This window comes from Ruminococcus flavefaciens, from assembly GCF_900119075.1.
Lineage (GTDB): Bacteria > Bacillota > Clostridia > Oscillospirales > Ruminococcaceae > Ruminococcus > Ruminococcus flavefaciens_Q.
In genome coordinates this window covers 101,547-122,182 of the sequence record NZ_FPIP01000004.1, presented here as the reverse complement: position 1 = coordinate 122,182, position 20,636 = coordinate 101,547, and the positions used below count along the sequence as shown (strand labels likewise).

Sequence of the window (20,636 nt, the reverse complement as noted above, 5' to 3'; positions counted from 1 at the left end):
TTTTTGCAATATTCCTCTGCAAAATCATTTACTTTCGATCTCAGCAAAAGATTTTGGAGCTTATATGTCATTCCCCCGCTTTTGGCGGGGGAAAATGCGTTTTTGCAGTGAAAATATCAGCTTACCAGACTCTGTAGTTCTCCTCGCCTATCTTATAGGAAGTGCCTGGAACATAGAGGTCGATAGGTTTAAGCTCCTTGCCCTGTTCCTTAGCGGTGTCGATAGCTCTCTTGAGCTCTCTGAAAGCAACGCTGTTTGTAACGATACGTGTTACGCTCTCCTGACTCGGATTTGTGCTGAGATACTCAAGCACAGCCTGCTGGAGATAGAAATAGCTTCGGAGCTGAGTCTTCTTGAACTCGATGCTCTGCTGGTCGTCGCCCTCGCCCTCAAGGAGGAAGAGACTGTCGCCCTCGCGGTAGCCCAGTGTGAGCTTTGCAAATATCTCAGGGATAAATACTCTTATCTCACCTGCAAGTCCCTTGTCGCCGTTAACAAGTGTTTCGAGCTTGTCAGCCATTGCAACATACTCGTCGTGGTTGTTTATCTTCTCCATCATGCTGATAGTTTCCTTTGCAGCCTTCATAACCAGTTCCTTCTTGAAAGGACACTGGTCGTCCTCACGCTGAACGAAGATAGCGTACTGCTTCTCGGAAACAAAGGTCTCCTCAGCGAACATTTCCTTTTCAACATATTCCTCGAAGTACTTAGGCAGCTCTACAAGCACCGAGCCGTTCATACGTACCTCGATTATCTTCTTCTCCTTGTATTTTGCAAGGTAAATTCTCAGCCAGTAGTACTTCTTTGAGCCGAGATACTTCGGTATCTCCGTTCTCAGGAAATTAACCAGCACAGTTGGCTGCTTGTCCTTGACGCCAACTCTTACAACAGACTGGCAGTACATATCGAAATCGTAGTGCTGTCTGAGGAAATCAACAGGAACGTGTATCGGATTTTTCTTGTATATAGACTGGTCGAGTGGGTGCCATACGCCGCCGCAGAATATATCTACAGCCATTTTTGCTACCTCCTGCTCGTCCTTGCCCTGTGAGTCAACAGGATCGATAAGAGGCTCATCGAAGTCATCGTGTTTAACGATAAAGATAGTCTGAAGTATCATTATACCGTCGCTTTCTTCAAGTCTGCCTACCTGAACATCGATAGTAAAGCCCTTTGGCATGATGATACAATCGTCATAGAGGGTGCCCTTAAGCTTCTCGTTGAGGTTTTCGAGCACCATGCTCTTTATATCGTCCTTCGGATCGGTTGTATGAACTTCCTCTGTCTTCTGATTATTCTTCTTCTTGAAAATTCCCATTTTCTATTCTCCTTAATTTGATGATATCAATATATGCTCTGCATAATATTAAACTGTGAATTTAACTGCTGCCCAGCCCTCGCGGACTTCGGGCTCAGGCTCCTTGAAGCCAACTGACTTAAGCGCGTCTATGACCTCGTCCATACGCTCCTCGATGATACCCGAAACGATAAGTATACCGCCCTTTTTGAGGTATCTCAAGAAGCTTTCCTTCATGGCGATGAGTACGTCCGCAACGATATTTGCCGCGATGATGTCGTACTTGTCGTCGATCTCGTCGGCAAGCTTCTCGTCGGTGAGGATATTGCCGAAGTAGGTCTTGTAAACATCGGGCGAGATGTGGTTCTTGACTGCGTTTTCAAGAGCAGTCACCGCAGCATTCTCCTCAATATCCACTGCAACAGCGCTCTTTGCGCCTAAAAGCATAGCTCCGATAGAAAGGATACCGCTGCCGCAGCCCATATCCAGAAGCTTGTCGCCCTTATTCAGGTACTTTTCCAGCACCTCGAGACAAAGCCTTGTGGTATGGTGCTTGCCTGTGCCGAAGCTTGAAGCAGGATCTATCTCAAGGATAATTCTGCCGTCAGAATTGTCATATTCCTCCCATGAGGGCTTGATGACCAGCTTCTCGCCAACCTTGAAGGGCTTGAAGTACTGTTTCCAGTTGTTAGCCCAGTCCTCCTCGCGGATACTTGACATTTCGGCTTCGAGCCTGCCGTAAGCCCCCTCGGTATCAGCCGCCTTCATTTCGGCAAGCATGGACTTGATAGCGATGAGCATTTCTGCTCCCTGACCGTTTGTCGGTATATAGACCGTGACGCAGGTCTCACACTCGGAAAGTCCCATAAGGTCGTCGTCGATATAGTCCCACTGACCGTTCTTGTTTTCAAGAAATTCCTTGAAGTCCTCGGGATCCTTTATGGAAAAGCCCTTGATGCCGATGTCTCCAAGCTTTGAGCAGAGAAGCTCAATGCCCTCGGTAGTGGTATAAATGTTGACTTCTGTCCATTCCATTAGTTAAATTACTCCTTAATTGCAAATAAGCATAAGATATAAAAGTACATCATTGTTATCAACAATGCCGTCGCCGCTGATATCAGCAGCAGCTATCTCCGGGCTTGTCAGCACAGAGATACCATCGGGCAGCTTGCCGAGACTGTTGAGGTACTCATTTATAAGCGCTAAATCACAGGTATCGAAGCTGCCGTCGTTATTGACATCGCCTGCTTCATGTTCTTCAGGCTCGCCTGCATAGTTAAGCTTTGTCAGCTCAACGAAGCCGCTTCTGCCGCCTATCTTTACCTCGCCCACTGTACCGCTGACTTTGAGCACCCTGACAACGTTTCCGTAGGAAAGTGAAGCTATAGCGTCCTTTTGAGCCTTAATGTCCGCCCATACCTTTACAGGCACGACGTCGGAGCAGTAATACTCTCCTGCCTTATAAGTCACCGTGGTAACGGCAGGTCGGAGCGTGGTCTGCGCTTTTGTTGTTGTGACAGCTGTTGTTCTGGCTGTAGTCTGCACTGCTGTTGTAGTTGTCAGCGCAGCAGCCGCTGTAGTTGTTACAGAAGAAGTTACTGTAGAAGTTTCGGTATCTTTTTCAGCTATTTCAAGAGGTGTGAAGCCTTTATAAGGATTCTTGCCCTTGATACCCTGAAAAACTGTTATATTCTTGTTATCATATGCCTCAAACATGAGTATCTCGTCCTTAGCAGGATCAGCCATATACACGTCGTCGCCGATGACACCGTCGATATACACCCAGTGTCCGCCCACATTGCATATAACATAGAGTCCCTTGTCGAGATATTCCTTTATCTCAGAAGCCTTTCCGCTCTGAGTATCCGACTTGAAGTTCAGATTTGCCGTAGCAATGCTTACCTCAGGGATAGCCTTGTTTACGGAAGCCCATGCACTGAGTCCGCCCCACTGGTTGAAAGCCTTCATATCATTGAGAGTCTTTGCAAACACACCGGGATCAAAGCTTTCGGTATCCTTAGCTCCCGAAGCAACCGCAGCCATTGCGATAGAGGTTATGTAGCAGCCTGAGCTGCGCACTGTAGAACCGCCGATAGCATAGCTGCCCCAGCGCTCGTCATTCTGTCTCCAGAGTCTGAAGTCGTCGGCTGCATGAGCCTTGATATTCGTCTGACATGATCCCGCCAGTATTCCGATAAGGAAAAGAAATGCAAGCAGGACAGAAAATATTCCTTTTTCTTTTACAGTTCGCATAATCCAACCTCCGTATTTACGTTATCGGCTTTTTATGCGTCTCCTTTTTCTGGATTCTCTGAACTCATCATATGCTCTGATATATTCGTTCATCGCTTTTTCTTTTTCTTGCTCATTCAGGGTTACGTCACCGTAGACCGACCTGTCGAATAACTCAGCAGTATCCGTGATATCTGCGCCCGACATCTCATGTACGAGAGCCGCCGCCTCCTTTGAGGTATTGACGTTTTCGATACCGTAGACCTTGCAAATCCTGTGCATTACAGCTTTGACAGCGTCATTTGGCATACGTTTTTTTCCTCTGAAAATGAACCATTTATGTGACAGCATTGGATATACGAATGCAAACAGCAGTACCAGCATTGCGCCTGCCAGTATCATCAAACCTGCATATGAAAGCATATCCGTAGCAGTCGAAGCTTTTTTCTCGCCCGTTTCCGCTATATCGGTAACGGTAGGCTCAAAGCTTGCCCAGCCGTATCCCCTGATATAGAGCTCGGGGAAGCCGTGCAGATCCTTTGCGCGAATGGTATAATTGGTGTCCTTGGCATATTTGCCGCCTATATGCTCTGTCATATTGTATCCCTCGCAGTATCTTGCGGGAATACCTGCGGCACGGGCAAGGAGCACCATGGAAGTTGCGTATTCGTAACAAACTCCTGTTTTTGTCCTGAAAAGGAAGTCCTCGGCGTTTTCGCCCTTTCCTTTTCTGTATTTCAGGTCATAGACGTAATTGTTATTGTAAAAGTAAGCCTCAATGGCTAATGCCTTTTCGTATTCTGTTTTACAGTCCTGGGTTATCTCATCGGCAAGAGCCTTTATATCGGTCTTTCCGCCGTAATCAAGAAGATATTCCAAATAATCTTCATAGAGAGCGCAGTCAAGATCTGCATATCTGCATTTCTGCCTGTAATCCTCGGAGCTTGAATCGTCAAGATTCATGTAGAGGACATTGCTTGTGTCTTCGAGAAGCTCCTCATAGTCGAACTGCGCCAGCTGATCTATGAACTCATTGTTTCGTGAGCTCATAAAGAAAGTATCCTCATCGTAGCTGAAGGTATACTTCTCGTCAGTGGCAAATCTGCTGTCAACGGCATAGACAGTACCGCCGCGGAGAGCGACCACGTCGCCTCTTCTGGAGCAGTTTGTCATTTCAACGGCAAACTGTGGCACAGGAGCCATATCAGTACCCTGAGACATACCGACAATAGCCGATAAGCTGTAGAACGCAGCCTCCCTGAGCTCAGGCTCGTCAAGACCGCTTTTCACAAACTCGGCAAGTCCGTACTTCTCAGAAAATTCGCTGTCAAGAGAAGCTGCCTCAAGAACAGCGCCTGCTATGCCCATATGGGCGCCTATATTCACAGGCGGCTTGCCTGCCTTTGAGCTGAACCTGCTGTCCATATCCTCAATGCTCCACCGATCGTTCTCAAAATCATAGGTAGAGCGTGTGGCAGTCTTTATACGCAGCGGCTCATCAGCCCTGACTTCATAGACTAAGGTCTGATCCTCATTGGAGCGAAACTGGTCTCCCGTAGAGGTATCACGGAAAACGTCCAGCATGGCATTCAGCTTATCAGTGAACTGGTCGGCGTCGATGAGAGTTTCGAGAACAGTTCTGTCCGCTACAACAGCAGGCTTCGGGAAAATAGCCGCTGCCGCCGCAAAGATGACAGCATAGACCGCAATGGGCTTCCACGACTTTCTTCTTTCCACGAATACCGTGCTTTCGGTATCCGTAAGCTGTCTGTAGTACACCATGAGAAGTATATATCCCACAGCCAGAAGTATTATGAACACCGTGGGCATTTTTTCATATTCCTTACCGTAAATAGAGAAAGGAATGATGAATATCAGGAAATTCATGAATATCCTGTATCTTACCCGCGTGAAATAGTATATTACCGAGCCCATGAACAGCATGAACAGCAGATAGAAGGCTGCCGCATACCAGAAGTTGAACTCCAGCGAGTCCTGCGGTGTAAGGAACCACAGCCCCCATGTGATAGGGTATGCTTCTTTTCCCCTGATTATGGCTTTCCTGACTCCTGCGCCGAATACGACGGCAAGAGCCGTATACATAAAGAAGCCAAGGAAATTATGCTTCTTCATGTAATCGAATACTCTGAAAATTATCCAGCCGATGAATAAGCTGCACAGTCCCCAGCCCAGCGCATATACATATCCCAGATCATCAGTCTTTACGGTGTCGCGGTTGCGGTAATGATACATGAGCGCTGTCATTATCAGTACCGTATACCACAGCACGGGATCTGTGAGCGTCCTCAGCAAGAAAGATTTCAGATCGAATTTTTTGTTTTTGGTCTCATTCATATTTATACCAGTTTGAAATTATTATCTTCATCAAGATACCACATCTTAAGAGGTGTGGAATTTACGGACGCAATGGATAGTCCGATGATACTTGCGTTATCAGGCTCCTCAATATAGCGGGTGACCTCAGCAAAGCTCGGACCTGCGTCTGTAGTTGCAACTACACAGGCACAGAAAGAGCCCGTGTTGGCTGAAAGGTCTATCCTCTTGTCGGGAACGACTTTGATCGCCAGTATTTTCAGCAGGAGCTGATTCGGATAATCGGGATTATCAACGCTTTCACAGACAGTCTCACCCGAGCTTGAACGGTATACAAAATTGCAGGCGATGCCCTGCTTTACAAGCAGATCAAGCAAGCCGAACACCGAGCGGATAAGCTGTTCCTCGCCTCTTACCGCATTTGCAGGTGGTATCGAGCCGTTACGGTAAAGATCAAGCACCAGAACAGGCTGCACCGAAGCGGATGCCTCGTCCAGACGGACCATAAGCTTCTGCTTTTTCGATGAAAGCTTCCAGTTTATGCGTTTCAGCGGATCTCCCTGCTCGTATTCGCGGTGCTCATAGCCCGGAGAGGTATTCGCCGAAAACAGCATAGCCGTATCGTTTTCCTCATCGTCGTCGCTTGTGAGCACAACGTCCGCAATGGAACGGAAAAGCTGTGTAGATGATTTTACCTCGGGTATCGGCGGTATAACGCCTACGGAAACAGGCTGAGGAAGCGGAGTTTTCACCGCAAACTTCATAAATCCGAGAAATCCGCAGGAATAAACTGCATTTATGCCTATTTCGCCGTTTCCGCCCACAAGAGCGTCCACCTCAAACCTGAAGCGGCGTTTGTTCTCGTTAAGCATACTGAGCTTGCGTTTTTTTATGTTCTGGGCGAAAATTTCCGTAGCATAGGGACATATTTCCACTATCGAAACAGGAAACGCGCCTGTTTTCTCAACTTTTACATCAACGATGAGCTTGCTGCCCTTCGGCACATAGGCGTCACAGCTGAAAGTGACCTTTACGCGCTTTCTTGCATAAAGCGTGATAAAAAGGGACACAAGAGGCGCAAATGCCACGAAAGCCAGCAGAATGATACCCATTTCGCCGTCGATATAGAAGGTGAAGATATAGACCAGAAAAGCTACTGCAAGTACGCTTATAATACTCTTGAAATGCTTCATATTCAGCTCATGGCAGGAACGGCACAGTTCCTGAGGACATTTTCAACATATGCCTCGCCTGAGCCAAAGGCTGTTTTGCCCTGAGGTGAAAGTATTATTCTGTGAGCAAGCACTGAAACAGCGGTATTCTTGACATCATCGGGAGTTACATAGTCTCTCTCGTAGATGTAAGCGTAAGCCTTTGCTGCCTTGAAAAGTGCTATACTTCCGCGTGGGCTTATTCCGAGAACGGTATTTCTGTCCTCTCTTGTCGTCGCAACGATATCAACGATGTACTCCTTGACAGCGTCGCTTACGCGCACCTGCTTTACCTCCTGCTGCATTGTGATGATATCATCAACGTGCATTACAGGTTCTTCTATATTAACAATAGGATTGTTGAGCTCTGTTCTTTCAAGTATCTGTACTTCCTCCTCCATTGAGGGATAACCCATGGAAAGCTTCATGAAGAATCTGTCCATCTGCGCCTCGGGAAGGTGGAAGGTACCGTAGGTCTCTACAGGGTTCTGAGTTGCCATAACGAGAAAGGGCTTCGGGAGCTTGTGGGTAACGCCGTCAAGACTTATCTGGCGCTCCTCCATAGCCTCAAGCAGAGCCGACTGTACCTTTGGCGAGGCACGGTTTATCTCGTCCGCAAGAAGAAAATTGCACATTACCGCACCGTCGCGGTAAACGAAATCACCCTTATTTGAATCGAGCATAGTAAAGCCCGCAATATCAGATGGCATAACGTCGGGAGTAAGCTGGATACGGTTGAATTTTCCGCCTATCGAGCGCGAAAGAGCCGTTATGAGCTGCGTCTTGCCGACACCGGGGACGTCCTCAAGAAGAACGTGACCTTCACATAACAGTGCAGCTATCAGCTTGATTACCGTATCCTTTTTACCTACAATGACTTTGCCGACAGATCCTGCGAGTTTACTTATATTTGCATTCATATTTCAGTACCTCATACTTTTGAGCATATTATCCAATTAAAACTATTATAACATATTTTCCAAATTACTTCAAGGGAAAACCATACGAAAAAAAACCTGTATTATTGTAACATCTTACAATAATACAGGTGTTATAATGTGGAAAATTTGTCCAATTAATTGTTTTCAGCAGCAGTTGCTGCTGATTTTCGCCCCAATATCAACATAAAGATACTATCAATAGTACCCTTTATCGTTTCTGCGATTCTTTATCAGTAAAAACGTCAGAACTACCAGAGCAGCTGCGGCTGCTATAGTCGCAAACACTCCGTTTATGCTGACAGGATCATCAAATATAAGCAGCGATGTGATCTGATCTTCAGCAAATCCACATTTTCTTGCGGCATTTTTGAATTCCCCTACATCATATTCATAAAAGGATTTAGGCGAAACACGCCCGTCTATGCAAAACGTATCCGGCATTGTATCCGAACTGCCGTTCATATAGGCGTTCCACTTAACGCAAAGCTCGTCAAGCTCTTTCTTTTTATCCTCGTCGCTGGTATAAAACGAGTAAACGCGGTAATTTTCCGGGACATAGCTTCTGTCTTTTCTCATTTTTTCGATATCATCAGTACTTGCATTATCAAATATATAATAGTACAGATATGAAATTTTATACTTTGAACGTCCATGTCTTTGATGCGTTTTTACCTCCTGTATTCTGTACAGCGAAAAAACACGCCCCGATTCCCCCTCGATAGCCCTCTCCTCGTTGCAATAATCAAGATCATCAATATGTACATAGTACGGATCACCTTTGAAGTACATCACGGTTTCCATACAGCCCAATGCAAATATTGCAAAAGCCGCCATAAACGCTATCAATAACATAGTTCTTTTAGGATTTGAAGTTACTGCCATTATTTTTTCTCCCTATATCAAAAAACAGCGGCAGAATTATTCCGCCGCTGTCTGTAAAAGCTTTGATTACTTGATCATGTTAGCGATCTCGTCAGCAAAGTTCTCTTCCTTCTTCTCAACGCCCTCGCCGCGCTCGTAACGAACAACGTCAACGACCTTGATAGAACCGCCGAGCTTCTTAGCCTCTGCGTCAACATAGCCCTGAACTGTGAGCTTGTCATCCTTAACGAAAGCCTGCTCAAGGAGGCAGTTCTCGCTGTAGTACTTGCCAACCTTGCCTTCAACGATCTTTACGCGAACCTGCTCGGGCTTGGAAGCCATCTTAGGATCCTCAGCCATCTGAGCGAGCATGATCTTCTTCTCGTTCTCGATAACCTCAGCAGGAACGTCCTCTCTTCTTACGTATGGAGCGTTGAGAGCAGCAGACTGCATAGCAACGTCCTTACCGATAGCAGCTACCTGATCAGCAGAAAGGTCTGTGTCCATCTTTACCATAACACCGATGCTGCCGTTGTTGTGGATATAAGAAGCAAGCTTGCCCTCGAGTCTTACGAAACGACGGATAACGATGTTCTCTCTGATCTTCATGCCAGCGAGCTCTGTGAGAGCCTCGCCTACTGTGCCATTGCCGCCGCTGATAGGCATATTCTTGAGTGCCTCAACGTCAGCAGGATTCTTCTCAATGATTGTGTTTGCTACGTTAGCAACGAAGTTTCTGATATCGTCTGTGTTAGCAGCGAAGTCAGTCTCTGTGTTTACTTCGAGGAGAACGCCTACCTCGCCGTTTACAACAGCTGTAACTACGCCCTCAGCAGCAGCTCTGCCGCTCTTCTTAGCCTGTGTAGCAAGACCTTTTTCTCTGAGGAACTCGATAGCCTTGTCCATATCGCCATCGTTCTCTTCGAGAGCCTTCTTACAGTCCATCATACCAACGCCTGTGGACTTCATGAGTTCTTTGATTTCAGCAACGGATACCTTACCCATTGTAATTACCTCCTAATTATTATTAAATCCGCAAAAACCCGAAGGGTTAGTTCGGGTTTTTGATTGTTTTCATTGTTTTATGATTATTCAGCGTCAGCCTCAGCGCTCTCAGCTTCCTCAGCAGGAGCCTCCTGTGCAGCTGTAGCGTCATCGCCCTGTCTGCCTTCGATAACAGCGTTAGCGATTGTGCCTGCGATAAGCTTTACAGCTCTGATAGCATCGTCGTTACCGGGGATAACGTAATCAACTTCGTCAGGATCGCAGTTTGTATCTACGATAGCAACGATCGGAATGTTGAGCTTCTTAGCCTCAGCAACAGCGATCTTTTCCTTGCGTGGATCAACGATGAAGAGTGCTGCAGGGAGCTTCTTCATTGTCTTGATACCGCCGAGGAACTTCTCGAGCTTCTCTATTTCAAGGTTGAGCTTAACAACTTCCTTCTTGGGGAGAAGAGCGAATGTGCCGTCCTCTTCCATTGTGTGGAGCTGCTCAAGTCTCTTGATTCTTGTCTGGATTGTCTTGAAGTTGGTGAGCATACCGCCCAGCCATCTTGCGTTTACATAGTGTGCGCCGGCTCTTGTAGCTTCTTCCTTAACGGAATCACCAGCCTGCTTCTTTGTACCTACGAAAAGTACCTCGCCGCCCTGTGAAGCGATGTCGCGAACGAACATATAAGCGTCCTCGAGCTTCTTAACTGTCTTCTGAAGGTCGATGATGTAGATTCCGTTTCTCTCTGTGAAAATGTATGGTGCCATTTTCGGGTTCCATCTTCTTGTCTGGTGTCCGAAGTGTACGCCAGCCTCAAGAAGCTGCTTCATTGATACTACTCCCATGGTGTAGTCCTCCTTAAAATTGGTTAATATTAATCCTCCGACCGACTTAGCTCAGCAGCAACGCAGATATCTGCGCACCAACCACCGAAAGTACAGCCGTGCGAATTGCCTTAATATTATATCATATACAGGCAAGTATTTCAAGCTTTTTTGCAGTGTTTATTTCCACAAACTTAAAAAACTATTTCCTGATTTTTTTGTTGATTTCATACGCAGGCTCTCCTTAGGACGCTCCACAAGTACCACATCGCTGCCTATGACCTTTATCTCAGAACAGGCTATGACAGAGTCCTCTTCCCTGCCGAAAAAGCCCCAAAGCCGCGCTCCGCCGTATATGATAAGCGACTTCACGGTGCCGCTTTCGATATCAAGCTCTATATCGTCGATAAAACCCAGCCGCTCTCCCGTGGAGATGTCTATAACTTCCTTTCTGCATAATTCCTCAAATCCCAGAAGCATATCATCACCTCACAAGCGGCAGTCAGTTGTTTCTGTTCAGTCCTCCGAGAACAAGCACCGAAACAATTATCATTATCACAATCAGTGCGCCAGCCAGTATGCTGCTGAACTTTACACATATTATAATGAGCACCGTGAATATAACAGCCGCATAGGTGATATAACGGTTGCGAATCGCCTGTTTTTTGTTCTCGACAGCAGTTTTACGCTCCTCCTCCTCATCGTGGCGACGGCGTATCTCTTCAAGCTCCTGCTTTTCCTCGGTCTCGATGTTTTCCTGTTCCTTTGCAAAAACCGCGTCCCTGACGGCGTTCACAAAGCGCTCGTATACCGTCTCCAGGTTCAGTTTTTCATCGCCCTCGGCATATTCAAGGGCTTTCCGCGGAGACTCGCCCAAAAGCTGAGCAAGCTGCGCTCCGAATACGTCGTCCTCGGCAAAATCATAGCCGAAATGCTCTATATAATCAGAAGCAAAGCTCTCCACAACTTCTTCCAGCAGCAGGTCGCCGTTGTTTCGGCAGCCGTTATACGCAAGGAACCGCGCCCAGTAAGCCTGCCAGCACTCGGGGGAGGCGTCAAGGATTATGCCGCAGTACTCCTCGGCAGCTTCAAAGTCCTCATCTGCAAGGAATATATTCATTCTGCGTATAAGCTTTTCTGGAGCATTCCGCACAGAAGCGCTGTGCCCGCTGTCCCTGCGGCGGATAAGCCTTATTACCTCCGCCATGAAGCCAAGCTTTTCAATATCCATAACCGAATAGTCTGAGAGTTCCTCGGGGATATCCCCCTCTGAGACCTCGCTGATACAGGTGATGAGCAGCTTTTCACTGTCCTTTCGGACTGCCGAAGCACATCTGCTCCACTGGCTTTTCATGTGCGGCTCTGCAAAATCCTCGGAGTCAGTACAGACAACAAGCAAAGCTTCCGCTGAGTTTATCGCCGCATTTATGTAAAGCTCCCCTGCTCTGCCGCGGACTTCATTCAAGGACTTGGGGGCATAAAACACGCTGAAGCCCTCCTCGCAGAGCTGGTCGTATATCTGAGAGGTGATACCTACGCACTTCTCGGACGAACCGCTGCAAAGAAATACGTCATATTTCTCGCCGTTGCCCACACGCTCCGCAAACTCGCGGCGCAGAACGTCAATAGCCGCAGCTTCACGGCAATAGACCGCCTTTTGTTCGTCTGTAGCGTAAGCTATGGCAGTGAGATAGTTAACGTCTTCGGTCACGGGAGTGATAGAAGCTCGGCGGCATACGGGAACTTTTACGGCTGATTCGTCGTTCTCGTAGACTATTCCGCAGCGGCAGAGAGCAAGCTCCCAGAAGCCCTCGGGCTCGTCGGGGGCCTCGGCACAGAGCTGTGCAAGCAGCTTTTCCGCGCCCTCAAAGTCCGTTTTCTGGCGAAGACTGCGTGCCTTGTTGAATATTTCAAGTCTTTCGATGTCATATCCCATAGGATAGGTCTGTCTCGAACCGCAGCTGTCACACTCGCATACGCCCGTATCGTCATCGGGCTGCAATATTCCGCCGCATATCCTGCATAAAAGCTCCACAGGCTCCGCCTCCTTTCACTATCATTATATGTTATCTTTGGCACTGAAAAGAATCATATGCAATAAATCAGATTTATGTTTGTAGGGGCGGATATTATCCGCCCGTTGAAAAATGTAGGGGACGGCGTCTTCGACGTCCCGTTTAGGGAACGCCCTCTCTTGCAGGGCGTTCCCTCTCAAAAAACAGTCCACTGGACTGTTTTTTGATTCACCCTTTGCGGTTACTCCCTGTGGTACAGGGAGATGTCAGCGTAGCTGACAGAGGGTACTCGCTCCTGTTAGGAGCGCTTCGTAACTGCGGGGCTTTGCCCCAGGCTAACCGCCCCAGCCCCTCTGTCGCTTTGCGACATCTCCCCACACTGTGGGAAGTCACCCCACCAGAGGCGCCGCCTCTGACCTTACCGGTACGTCCCCTCTGTCCTTCGGACATCTCCCCATCTTATGGGGAGTCACTCTGCCAAAGGAACACAGTCCCTTTGGAATCCCGTTCATGGGCTCGGTAAGTTATTGCGTTAAATTATGATTTAGTCGTACAGATAAAAATCGGGCAGCTGCAAAAGCAGCTGCCGCGAAATCATTCTTCATCATCGTCGTCGCTGTCGCCGCCGTTTTTCTTGGCAAAAATCGCAGTTCCCACTGCAAGAAGAATCGCAGCCGCGATAATTATGAACAGTACGCCTCTCGGGAATCTGTCTCCCGTCTGTGGTACATTTGCTGCTAAAAGCATTAATGCTGCAAACATTACAAGCTCTCCTTTATATAATTTTGTGTTATGAATTATTGTAGCACATTGGCTCCTATTTGTCAAATAAATTTTTGCTTATATATGAAAAGCCTGAGAGCTTTTTCACTCTCAGGCTTAATATCAGAATCTGAAATCACGCTGTCCGCCGTTCTTTATGCTGTCAAGGTACTCAATAGCACGCTGACGGCGTTTTTCGTCGGGAACATTCTGTATCTCCTTGGCAATAAGTGCCTCGCCTACTGCCTTTGTTTCGGGTGAAGCATAGTCCGAAAGGTACTCCTGCAATGTCATAAGAGCGTTAGGGTGACAGCAGTTCTGTATCTGTCCTACCTTGCAAAGTGCCATGAATCGGTCGCCTGTACGTCCCTCACGATAGCAGGCTGTGCAGAATGACGGGATATAGCCGCCGTCCATGAGCCACTTTACAACTTCATCGAGAGAGCGCTGGTCGGATACGTCGAACTGCTCTGTATCGTGTGGTCTGTCCTCGGGAGTATAGCCTGCATAGCCGCCGACAGATGTTCTCGAACCGCCTGATATCTGTGATACGCCAAGTCCGAGAACCTTTTCACGACAGGCTTCGCTCTCTCGGGTGGAGATTATCATGCCTGTGTAAGGAACTGCTATTCTGATACAAGCTACGAGCTTTGCGAAAGTATCATCGTCGATACCGTTGTCAAATACGCTCGGATCGATATCCGAAGCTCTTCTGATACGAGGAACGCTGATAGTGTGCGGTCCTACACCGTGAACAGCTTCAAGGTGCTCGGCGTGCATGAGAAGTCCTGCAAATTCGTACTTGTACTTGTCAAGTCCGAAGAGAACGCCAAGACCTACATCATCGATACCGCCCTCCATAGCTCTGTCCATAGCTTCTGTGTGGTATGCATAGTTGTGCTTTGGTCCTGCGGGGTGGAGAACCTCGTAGCTCTCCTTATGGTAGGTCTCCTGGAAGAGGATATATGTACCTATGCCTGCTTCCTTGAGCTTGCGGTAGTTTTCAACTGTAGTTGCCGCAATGTTGACATTTACACGGCGGATAGCACCGTTCTTGTGCTTGATCGAGTAGATAGTCTTGATACATTCGAGGATATACTCGATAGGATTGTTTACAGGATCCTCGCCTGACTCGATTGCAAGGCGCTTGTGTCCCATATCCTGAAGGGCGATGACCTCCTGACGAACCTCCTCCTGTGTGAGCTTTTTACGAGGTATTTCCTTGTTCTGCATATGATAAGGACAGTATACGCACTTATTTACACAGTAATTTGAAAGATAAAGAGGTGCAAACATAACTATTCTGTTGCCGTAGAAAGCCTGCTTTATCTCCTTGGCAAGCTCGTACATCTTCTCTGTCATCTCAGGGATATCACAGGCGAGAAGCACACTTGCCTCACGGTGAGTAAGTCCTGCGCACTCTACTCCCCTGCCTGTTTTTCTCGGCTTTGCCTTTTCAAGTATCTGCTCGATGAGTTCACGGTTATGCTTGTTCTGCTCAGCATATTCCAGTGTAGCCATTATCTCCTCATCGTTTATAAATTCTTCTGCTTTTAAAGATTTTACATCATACATATTCATCTTTCTCCTTTATTATTTTTCCTTGCAAGACATTGTTTTTACTTCAATTTTAAACACCGCAGTCCGCGAAAGAACTTCCTCGGAATATTCAAGTCCCGTTCTGCCTGCCGCCTGCTTCATTACATATTCAAGAGCGGCTTTCTTTTCTTCTGAGCCCTCAATAAGTGAAAGGACTCCCGTACCGATAACGCTGCAAAACTTCGCTGAATGGCCGCAGGCGGTATCAGCTGAAACGAGCTCATATCTGCTGTCTATCTCAAAGCCGACTGACGGACACGCTTGTGCAAGCTCATATTTTCTTCCCGCCTTTGCACCGTGAAAATAGAAAGTATATCCTGTATCATCTGCCGAAAAGCCATAATTCACAGGTACAATATAAACCTCTCCGTTATCACAGAAGCCCACACGAAGTATCTTTTCAGCTGAAATGAAGCTCTTTATCTGCTCACTGTCGGTTATCTCGCGATCGTTTCTTCTCATAAGACTCTCCTGTCACTTCTTCGATATAGCAGCTTTAACGGATACGCCCTGTATCTGCCCGAGTCTTCCCGTAAGACTGCTTATAACATCGGGTTCTGCGTCAAGTGCCACTGAGATGAGGGATATCCCTCGCTCTTTGTAAGGAAGCCCCATTCGTCCTATGATTATATCGCTGTAATCATGAAGCACGTTGTTCACCTCTACTGCCGCGGACTGTTCGTCAATGACTATAGCCGCCACGGCAATTCTTTTATTTTCCATTTCTCCTCCCTTCGGCAGAAAAACGGCAGTATACAAAAAAATCCGCCCAAAAACGGACGGAGCTTACCTGTATAGTTATACTGTGCAACTGCCATCCGATAACAGAGTATCCACCCTGCTGCCCGAAAACAATATTATTAAACCAGCCAAAATCAGAATAAATCCTGACCTCCGCTGTATTTATCATAACACTTTGATACAAAAATGTCAATCTTATTTAGTTAGTATCATAAAACATAGGTTCCCGCTCATTTTGTACAGCTTATACAATGGTCAAGCCGTTTTTTAAAGAATTTATATAATTTTTCAAAAATCACTGGACAAAATCTTTTATTTGTGATATACTATTGTTAGATTTATTTTTGAGGTGATTATTAATGGGTTTATTCTCATTTTTTCAGGGCGGGGCTAAATATTTTGATAAGAAAATAGAGCCTAAGTGCGATTACTGTATGTACGGTAAGAGAACAAAGGACGGAAATCGTGTCCTTTGCGAAAAAAGAGGCCTCGTTGAACAGAATTATTCATGTAAAGCTTTTATATATTCTCCGTTAAAGAGAATTCCTGTAAAACAGCTCAGATTTGTGGGCAGTATTGCCGACGATGAGCTCTATATCGAGTCCAAGGGCGACCGTACCGAAAAGGAAGAGGCAGAAAACAAGAATGCCGAGAAAAACAAGAAGCCCGAAGCTAAGCCGGCTGCTCCTGCACCGTCAGCTCCGGCGGCTCCTGTTGCTCCGGTTCCACAGCCTGCTCCTGTTTCTCAACCTGTTCAGAACGCTCCTGCTCCGCAGGCAGAAGAAGCTGCTAAGCCTGAACAGCCCGTAGAACAGAAGCCTGCCGAAAATGATATCAAGAATTTTGCTGTAAACGCACCTGCTGAAGAGGCTGCTGCAAAAGCCGAGGAAACCGAAAAGGCTTGAATCAAATAAAACTGAGGAGCTTTTTGAGCTCCTCTTTTTTTCTCTTGACAAAACTACGATTATAGAGTATAATTACTTTTGTTGGTCTATGCGGATGTGGTGAAACTGGCAGACACGTTAGATTTAGGTTGCGCTACGACATTGGAGTTGTAAAGCTGTCCCTGTCGGCAGTCAAAATCGACAATCAAAATTGAATATGCGGGTGTGGTGAAATTGGCAGACACGTCAGATTTAGGTTCTGATGCCGTAAGGTGTGCAGGTTCAAGTCCTGTCACCCGCACTAGCGGGGAGCCCCCGCGGGCAGTTTCGCGTCTCAGTTTTTCTGGGACGCGAATTGTTTTCCGCGCATGAAAGTCTTCCATTTCGTATAAATGACACATTCAAAAGTCCGATTATTCGGGCTTTTTTCTTTTATAGCACTCTTTTTCTGCTTGGTACCATGTGATGGGGGGCGGAAGGTGTAGTTCGTGAGTATGCCGATAGACAGAAAGCCGCAGGTCTCCCCTGCGGCTCTCTTTATTATAGTTGTATCAGTCGAGATATGATCCAACGGGCGAGGCGTTGTACTGCTTCTTTATCTTGATGATGACCGAGCCGTCAGACTGCGGTGTTTCCTCGATAATTCTGTACTTTGTACCTGTTTTTGCAAGTGATTCCTTGTACTTTTCTATTTCTTCCTTTACAAGTCTTGCAGCGTAATCCCACGGAGCATCCTCCTTCAGCATAAAATGCAGTGTCTGGCAGATACACGCTTCTTTGATCCTTTTCATTATGATCGACCTCCATAAAAATAATAAAACGAGCAGCAATAACCGGACTTACGCAGAATTGCTACTCGTTATGTACTAATTATATCAATTATTTCAGAAGTTTTCAAAGGCAGTTTTGCACAAAGTTTATGCGATATGCTTTTCGATATATTCAACAACTTCGCTTCTGTCAATGTCAAGAGCGTAGGCAAACTCCTCAAAGAGCATATTCTCTGCAAGATTGAGATAATTCTCGTCGGTAGAGCGGAGCTTCTTTCCGCTTTCGGCAAGCTCCTTGCGGCGGAGATACAGCGTTTTTATAAGGCTTATCATCTCATGCTTGTCAGCGTCCTTTATGATACGGCTGTATTCTGCTTTGCGCTGCATATCGTTGTCAATCCATATCATGTCATGTGAATTCATATGTGAGATAAGCTCGTCAACTTCAGCCTTTGAGCATACATAATGCATATTGCTAAGTGCCGATTCATTGCTTAAAGGGACATAGAAAGTGTTTTTTTCTGAACTTGTATGCCTGAGTATATAGTACTCCTGCTCCTCTCCCGTAAAATCACGCTTTTCTATAGCTGTGACCTTACATATGCCGAATGTTCCGTACATAACAATATCACCCACATTATACATCAATATCACCTCGCAAAAAAATAGAACGTGCAGCAAGCAACTGGACTTACGCAGTAACTGCTACACGTTCTCTTGCTTTATTATAGCACTTTTTCAATGAAAAAGCAAAGGCAGTTTTGCACAAAAATGGAATGTTTGTATTTGCACTTTCACATTCCTGTCACATAATGCTTCTGCAAATTCCACAGTAAAAGGCTGACATTCCACTTTCGTTCCATTTTATCTTCAAATATCTGCGATATAATACAATCATAGAAACAAACACAACTCTCCCGATGAAAGGAAGTATCATTATGAAAAAAAATTATATAGCTTCAGCTTTTTTAATGGCAGCAATGGCAGTTTACATGACAGGCTGCGGAAATAATAGTTCAGTATCCGAAAACACATCGACAGGCACAAATGCAAAGACTGCTGTATCAGACAGCTCTGAAAACGTAGAAAAGACTGCAAAGGCAGATAAAACTTCTTCTGAGAATACAGATTCCGCTGAGGTAAAACAGCTTTCAAACACTACTGAGGAAACCACATTTACAAAGCGTGACCTTGAGCAGACCGCAGACACAAGTGAAGCTCAAAACATAACCGTTGCAGACAACAAGACCATTGACATCACTGATGAGGGCGTGTATACTATAAGCGGCAGTGCTGAAAACTGCACTATCAGAGTTAATGCAGACGATTCCGCAAAGGTACAGCTTGTACTTGACGGCGTTGACATTGAGAATGAGGACTTCCCTGCTATATATGTCCTTTCAGCAGATAAGGTATTCATAACCACTACCGACAGCGAGAATACTCTCACAGTCAGCGGACAGTTCACCACTGACGGCGAGAACAATACCGACGCAGTTATCTACTCCAAGGACGACCTTGTTCTCAACGGCACGGGAACTCTGAATGTTACCTCTTATTACGGCAACGGTATCACCTGCAAGGACGATATGAAGATAACAGGCGGAACATACAATATCAAGGCTGCTCTGGACGCATTTGAAGCTAACGATACTATTTCGGTTTATGACGGAAATTTCAATATCACCACAAACAAAGACGGTTTCCACTGCGAGAATGACGAAGCCGAGGGAAGTATCACTATTTCAGACGGCACATTCACTATCAACGGTGGAAGTGACGGTATACAGGCTTGTGCAGTTCTTCAGATAGACGGCGGCGATTTCAATATCACAGCCGCAGAAGGTCTTGAAGCTACATACATAGTTATCAATGACGGCAATATCACTATAGATGCCAGCGATGACGGAATAAACGCTGTAACAAATACAAATGCTTACGAAACAGCAATAGTTTTCAACGGCGGAAATATCAATGTCTCAGTAGGTCAGGGCGATACGGACGCCATTGACTCCAACGGCTCAATCTATGTGAACGGCGGAACGATAAATGTTACTGCTCAGATGTCCTCATTTGACTACGACAGAACTGCCGAATTCAACGGCGGTACAATCATAGTCAATGGACAGGAAGTTTCTGAGATACCACAGAGCATGATGGGCGGCAGTATGCGTGGCGGAATGAACGGCGGCATGGGCGGAGGCTTCGGCGGCGGACGCGGCGGCAGATTCTGACAGCATGAGGTGATATTATGATCGACACTGTTCGGACTCAGAAGATATTCTTCGCAATGGGGACTGTCAATACCGTGACTTTATTCGAGGAATCAGATGAAGCTCTGTCAGCAGCCAAGGAACGGGTAAAAGACCTTGACCGCAAGCTGTCGGCATATTCCCATGACAGCGAGATATACGCAATAAACAGCCGTGCAGGCATTTCCCCTGTTGCTGTTTCAATGGACACTTTCAGACTCATCAAGCACTCCGTAATGTATTCAAGGCTGACGGACGGGCTGTTCGATATAACGTCAAGACCACTGTCACAGCTGTGGAAAAATGCGGTAAAATGCGGACAGCTCCCCGATGAAAATACACTCAATGAAGCGAGAAAGCTTGTAAACTACAGGGACATTATCCTCGATTATCAAAAACGCACAGTAATGCTGAAAAACAAGGGACAGCAGATAGACCTCGGCGCTATCGCAAAGGGTTATGCCGCAGACGAAGTCAGAAATATACTTCACGCCTATGGCATAGAAAATGCTGTTATCAACTTCGGCGGAACTGTTATAAATATGGGACAGCAGCGGAATATCGGCATACAAAAGCCATTTGCTCCTAACGGGCAATCCGCTGCTTCAATAAAAATCGGAAACGGAAAAGCTGTTGTATCATCTGGACTTTACGAGCAGTTCTGTATCATAGACGAAAGTTTTATACATCACATAACCGATATACGGACAGGAAAGCCCTCAGATTCGGGATTGCTGGGCGTTAGTCTTGTGGGAGACAACGCCGAAGAGCTTGACGCACTTGCAACTGCTGCTTTCATAATGGGAGCAGAGAAAAGCATGGAGCTTCTTAAACATCGCAATATCGAAGCACTATTCATAACAGACGACAAAAAGGTCTACGTCACAGAAAATCTCAGAGAAAAAATAAGGATGTGATCC

Annotated in this window: 20 protein-coding genes and 1 tRNA gene; 4 read left to right on the top strand and 17 right to left on the bottom strand. The window is 46.4% G+C overall.

The window, feature by feature from the left end; all coding sequences use genetic code 11:
• Positions 1-121 precede the first annotated feature (121 nt).
• From BT105_RS07475 to BT105_RS07410, 15 genes are all read right to left on the bottom strand, one after another.
• Positions 122-1,318 carry a DUF6348 family protein gene (locus BT105_RS07475; protein ID WP_072300148.1) on the bottom strand — a complete coding sequence of 399 codons (1,197 nt, stop codon included), beginning with the start codon at positions 1,316-1,318 and terminating at the stop codon, positions 122-124.
• Positions 1,319-1,366: 48 nt separating this feature from the next.
• Positions 1,367-2,332, bottom strand: coding sequence for a 50S ribosomal protein L11 methyltransferase (prmA, locus tag BT105_RS07470; RefSeq protein WP_028515976.1), 966 nt, complete (start codon positions 2,330-2,332; stop codon positions 1,367-1,369).
• A gap of 15 nt (positions 2,333-2,347) precedes the next feature.
• The gene (locus BT105_RS07465; protein WP_072300147.1) at positions 2,348-3,550 is read right to left on the bottom strand and encodes a dockerin type I repeat-containing protein; all 1,203 of its coding nucleotides are present in this window, start codon (positions 3,548-3,550) and stop codon (positions 2,348-2,350) included.
• A gap of 21 nt (positions 3,551-3,571) precedes the next feature.
• Complete coding sequence (locus tag BT105_RS07460) at positions 3,572-5,884, bottom strand: transglutaminase-like domain-containing protein (RefSeq protein ID WP_072300146.1); 2,313 nt, start codon at positions 5,882-5,884, stop codon at positions 3,572-3,574.
• A 2-nt stretch (positions 5,885-5,886) separates the two neighbouring features.
• Entirely contained in the window at positions 5,887-7,056 is a 1,170-nt protein-coding gene (locus BT105_RS07455) for a DUF58 domain-containing protein (protein WP_072300145.1), read from the bottom strand.
• Between the two features lie 2 nt (positions 7,057-7,058).
• Entirely contained in the window at positions 7,059-7,994 is a 936-nt protein-coding gene (locus BT105_RS07450) for an AAA family ATPase (RefSeq protein WP_072300144.1), read from the bottom strand.
• Between the two features lie 216 nt (positions 7,995-8,210).
• On the bottom strand, positions 8,211-8,897 hold the full coding sequence (locus BT105_RS07445; protein ID WP_072300143.1) for a hypothetical protein: 687 nt from the start codon (positions 8,895-8,897) through the stop codon (positions 8,211-8,213).
• A gap of 66 nt (positions 8,898-8,963) precedes the next feature.
• The gene (gene tsf, locus BT105_RS07440) at positions 8,964-9,881 is read right to left on the bottom strand and encodes a translation elongation factor Ts (protein ID WP_072300142.1); all 918 of its coding nucleotides are present in this window, start codon (positions 9,879-9,881) and stop codon (positions 8,964-8,966) included.
• 83 nt (positions 9,882-9,964) lie between these two features.
• On the bottom strand, positions 9,965-10,714 hold the full coding sequence (gene rpsB / locus BT105_RS07435) for a 30S ribosomal protein S2 (RefSeq protein ID WP_028515970.1): 750 nt from the start codon (positions 10,712-10,714) through the stop codon (positions 9,965-9,967).
• Positions 10,715-10,873: 159 nt separating this feature from the next.
• The gene (locus BT105_RS07430) at positions 10,874-11,173 is read right to left on the bottom strand and encodes a YlmC/YmxH family sporulation protein (RefSeq protein ID WP_072300141.1); all 300 of its coding nucleotides are present in this window, start codon (positions 11,171-11,173) and stop codon (positions 10,874-10,876) included.
• 22 nt (positions 11,174-11,195) lie between these two features.
• Positions 11,196-12,728 carry a hypothetical protein gene (locus BT105_RS07425; RefSeq protein WP_072300140.1) on the bottom strand — a complete coding sequence of 511 codons (1,533 nt, stop codon included), beginning with the start codon at positions 12,726-12,728 and terminating at the stop codon, positions 11,196-11,198.
• Between the two features lie 574 nt (positions 12,729-13,302).
• The gene (locus tag BT105_RS15015) at positions 13,303-13,470 is read right to left on the bottom strand and encodes a hypothetical protein (RefSeq protein WP_177243946.1); all 168 of its coding nucleotides are present in this window, start codon (positions 13,468-13,470) and stop codon (positions 13,303-13,305) included.
• A gap of 123 nt (positions 13,471-13,593) precedes the next feature.
• A complete protein-coding gene (hydG, locus tag BT105_RS07420) occupies positions 13,594-15,045 on the bottom strand; it encodes a [FeFe] hydrogenase H-cluster radical SAM maturase HydG (protein ID WP_081367830.1) in 1,452 nt (483 codons plus the stop codon).
• 18 nt (positions 15,046-15,063) lie between these two features.
• Entirely contained in the window at positions 15,064-15,531 is a 468-nt protein-coding gene (locus BT105_RS07415) for a pyridoxamine 5'-phosphate oxidase family protein (RefSeq protein ID WP_072300138.1), read from the bottom strand.
• A 12-nt stretch (positions 15,532-15,543) separates the two neighbouring features.
• Positions 15,544-15,792 carry a TM1266 family iron-only hydrogenase system putative regulator gene (locus BT105_RS07410; RefSeq protein ID WP_072300137.1) on the bottom strand — a complete coding sequence of 83 codons (249 nt, stop codon included), beginning with the start codon at positions 15,790-15,792 and terminating at the stop codon, positions 15,544-15,546.
• A 377-nt stretch (positions 15,793-16,169) separates the two neighbouring features.
• Between BT105_RS07410 and BT105_RS07405 the strand changes: the two genes are divergently transcribed.
• Together BT105_RS07405 and BT105_RS07400 are read left to right on the top strand one after the other, a co-directional pair.
• Positions 16,170-16,715: a hypothetical protein gene (locus BT105_RS07405; RefSeq protein ID WP_072300136.1), complete on the top strand. Its 546-nt coding sequence runs from the start codon at positions 16,170-16,172 to the stop codon at positions 16,713-16,715.
• Positions 16,716-16,913: 198 nt separating this feature from the next.
• Positions 16,914-16,995, top strand: a tRNA-Leu gene (locus BT105_RS07400).
• 250 nt (positions 16,996-17,245) lie between these two features.
• Here the strand turns inward: BT105_RS07400 and BT105_RS07395 are convergent.
• Together BT105_RS07395 and BT105_RS07390 are read right to left on the bottom strand one after the other, a co-directional pair.
• Positions 17,246-17,485, bottom strand: coding sequence for a hypothetical protein (locus tag BT105_RS07395; RefSeq protein WP_072300135.1), 240 nt, complete (start codon positions 17,483-17,485; stop codon positions 17,246-17,248).
• Between the two features lie 126 nt (positions 17,486-17,611).
• The gene (locus tag BT105_RS07390) at positions 17,612-18,109 is read right to left on the bottom strand and encodes a CarD family transcriptional regulator (RefSeq protein ID WP_072300134.1); all 498 of its coding nucleotides are present in this window, start codon (positions 18,107-18,109) and stop codon (positions 17,612-17,614) included.
• Positions 18,110-18,402: 293 nt separating this feature from the next.
• Here BT105_RS07390 and BT105_RS07385 point away from each other — a divergent pair, with 293 nt between their 5' ends.
• The gene (locus tag BT105_RS07385; protein ID WP_072300133.1) at positions 18,403-19,698 is read left to right on the top strand and encodes a carbohydrate-binding domain-containing protein; all 1,296 of its coding nucleotides are present in this window, start codon (positions 18,403-18,405) and stop codon (positions 19,696-19,698) included.
• Positions 19,699-19,715: 17 nt separating this feature from the next.
• Positions 19,716-20,633, top strand: a complete 918-nt coding sequence (locus tag BT105_RS07380; RefSeq protein ID WP_072300132.1) for an FAD:protein FMN transferase — start codon at positions 19,716-19,718, stop codon at positions 20,631-20,633.
• The last annotated feature ends 3 nt before the right edge of the window (positions 20,634-20,636 follow it).

Coding starts and splice junctions, on each gene's coding strand:
- BT105_RS07475 (WP_072300148.1), bottom strand. CDS start 1,318: ATGGGAATTTTCAAGAAGAAGAATAATCAGAAGACAGAGGAAGTTCAT.
- prmA (WP_028515976.1), bottom strand. CDS start 2,332: ATGGAATGGACAGAAGTCAACATTTATACCACTACCGAGGGCATTGAG.
- BT105_RS07465 (WP_072300147.1), bottom strand. CDS start 3,550: ATGCGAACTGTAAAAGAAAAAGGAATATTTTCTGTCCTGCTTGCATTT.
- BT105_RS07460 (WP_072300146.1), bottom strand. CDS start 5,884: ATGAATGAGACCAAAAACAAAAAATTCGATCTGAAATCTTTCTTGCTG.
- BT105_RS07455 (WP_072300145.1), bottom strand. CDS start 7,056: ATGAAGCATTTCAAGAGTATTATAAGCGTACTTGCAGTAGCTTTTCTG.
- BT105_RS07450 (WP_072300144.1), bottom strand. CDS start 7,994: ATGAATGCAAATATAAGTAAACTCGCAGGATCTGTCGGCAAAGTCATT.
- BT105_RS07445 (WP_072300143.1), bottom strand. CDS start 8,897: ATGGCAGTAACTTCAAATCCTAAAAGAACTATGTTATTGATAGCGTTT.
- tsf (WP_072300142.1), bottom strand. CDS start 9,881: ATGGGTAAGGTATCCGTTGCTGAAATCAAAGAACTCATGAAGTCCACA.
- rpsB (WP_028515970.1), bottom strand. CDS start 10,714: ATGGGAGTAGTATCAATGAAGCAGCTTCTTGAGGCTGGCGTACACTTC.
- BT105_RS07430 (WP_072300141.1), bottom strand. CDS start 11,173: ATGCTTCTGGGATTTGAGGAATTATGCAGAAAGGAAGTTATAGACATC.
- BT105_RS15015 (WP_177243946.1), bottom strand. CDS start 13,470: ATGTTTGCAGCATTAATGCTTTTAGCAGCAAATGTACCACAGACGGGA.
- hydG (WP_081367830.1), bottom strand. CDS start 15,045: ATGTATGATGTAAAATCTTTAAAAGCAGAAGAATTTATAAACGATGAG.
- BT105_RS07415 (WP_072300138.1), bottom strand. CDS start 15,531: ATGAGAAGAAACGATCGCGAGATAACCGACAGTGAGCAGATAAAGAGC.
- BT105_RS07410 (WP_072300137.1), bottom strand. CDS start 15,792: ATGGAAAATAAAAGAATTGCCGTGGCGGCTATAGTCATTGACGAACAG.
- BT105_RS07405 (WP_072300136.1), top strand. CDS start 16,170: ATGGGTTTATTCTCATTTTTTCAGGGCGGGGCTAAATATTTTGATAAG.
- BT105_RS07395 (WP_072300135.1), bottom strand. CDS start 17,485: ATGAAAAGGATCAAAGAAGCGTGTATCTGCCAGACACTGCATTTTATG.
- BT105_RS07390 (WP_072300134.1), bottom strand. CDS start 18,109: ATGTATAATGTGGGTGATATTGTTATGTACGGAACATTCGGCATATGT.
- BT105_RS07385 (WP_072300133.1), top strand. CDS start 18,403: ATGAAAAAAAATTATATAGCTTCAGCTTTTTTAATGGCAGCAATGGCA.
- BT105_RS07380 (WP_072300132.1), top strand. CDS start 19,716: ATGATCGACACTGTTCGGACTCAGAAGATATTCTTCGCAATGGGGACT.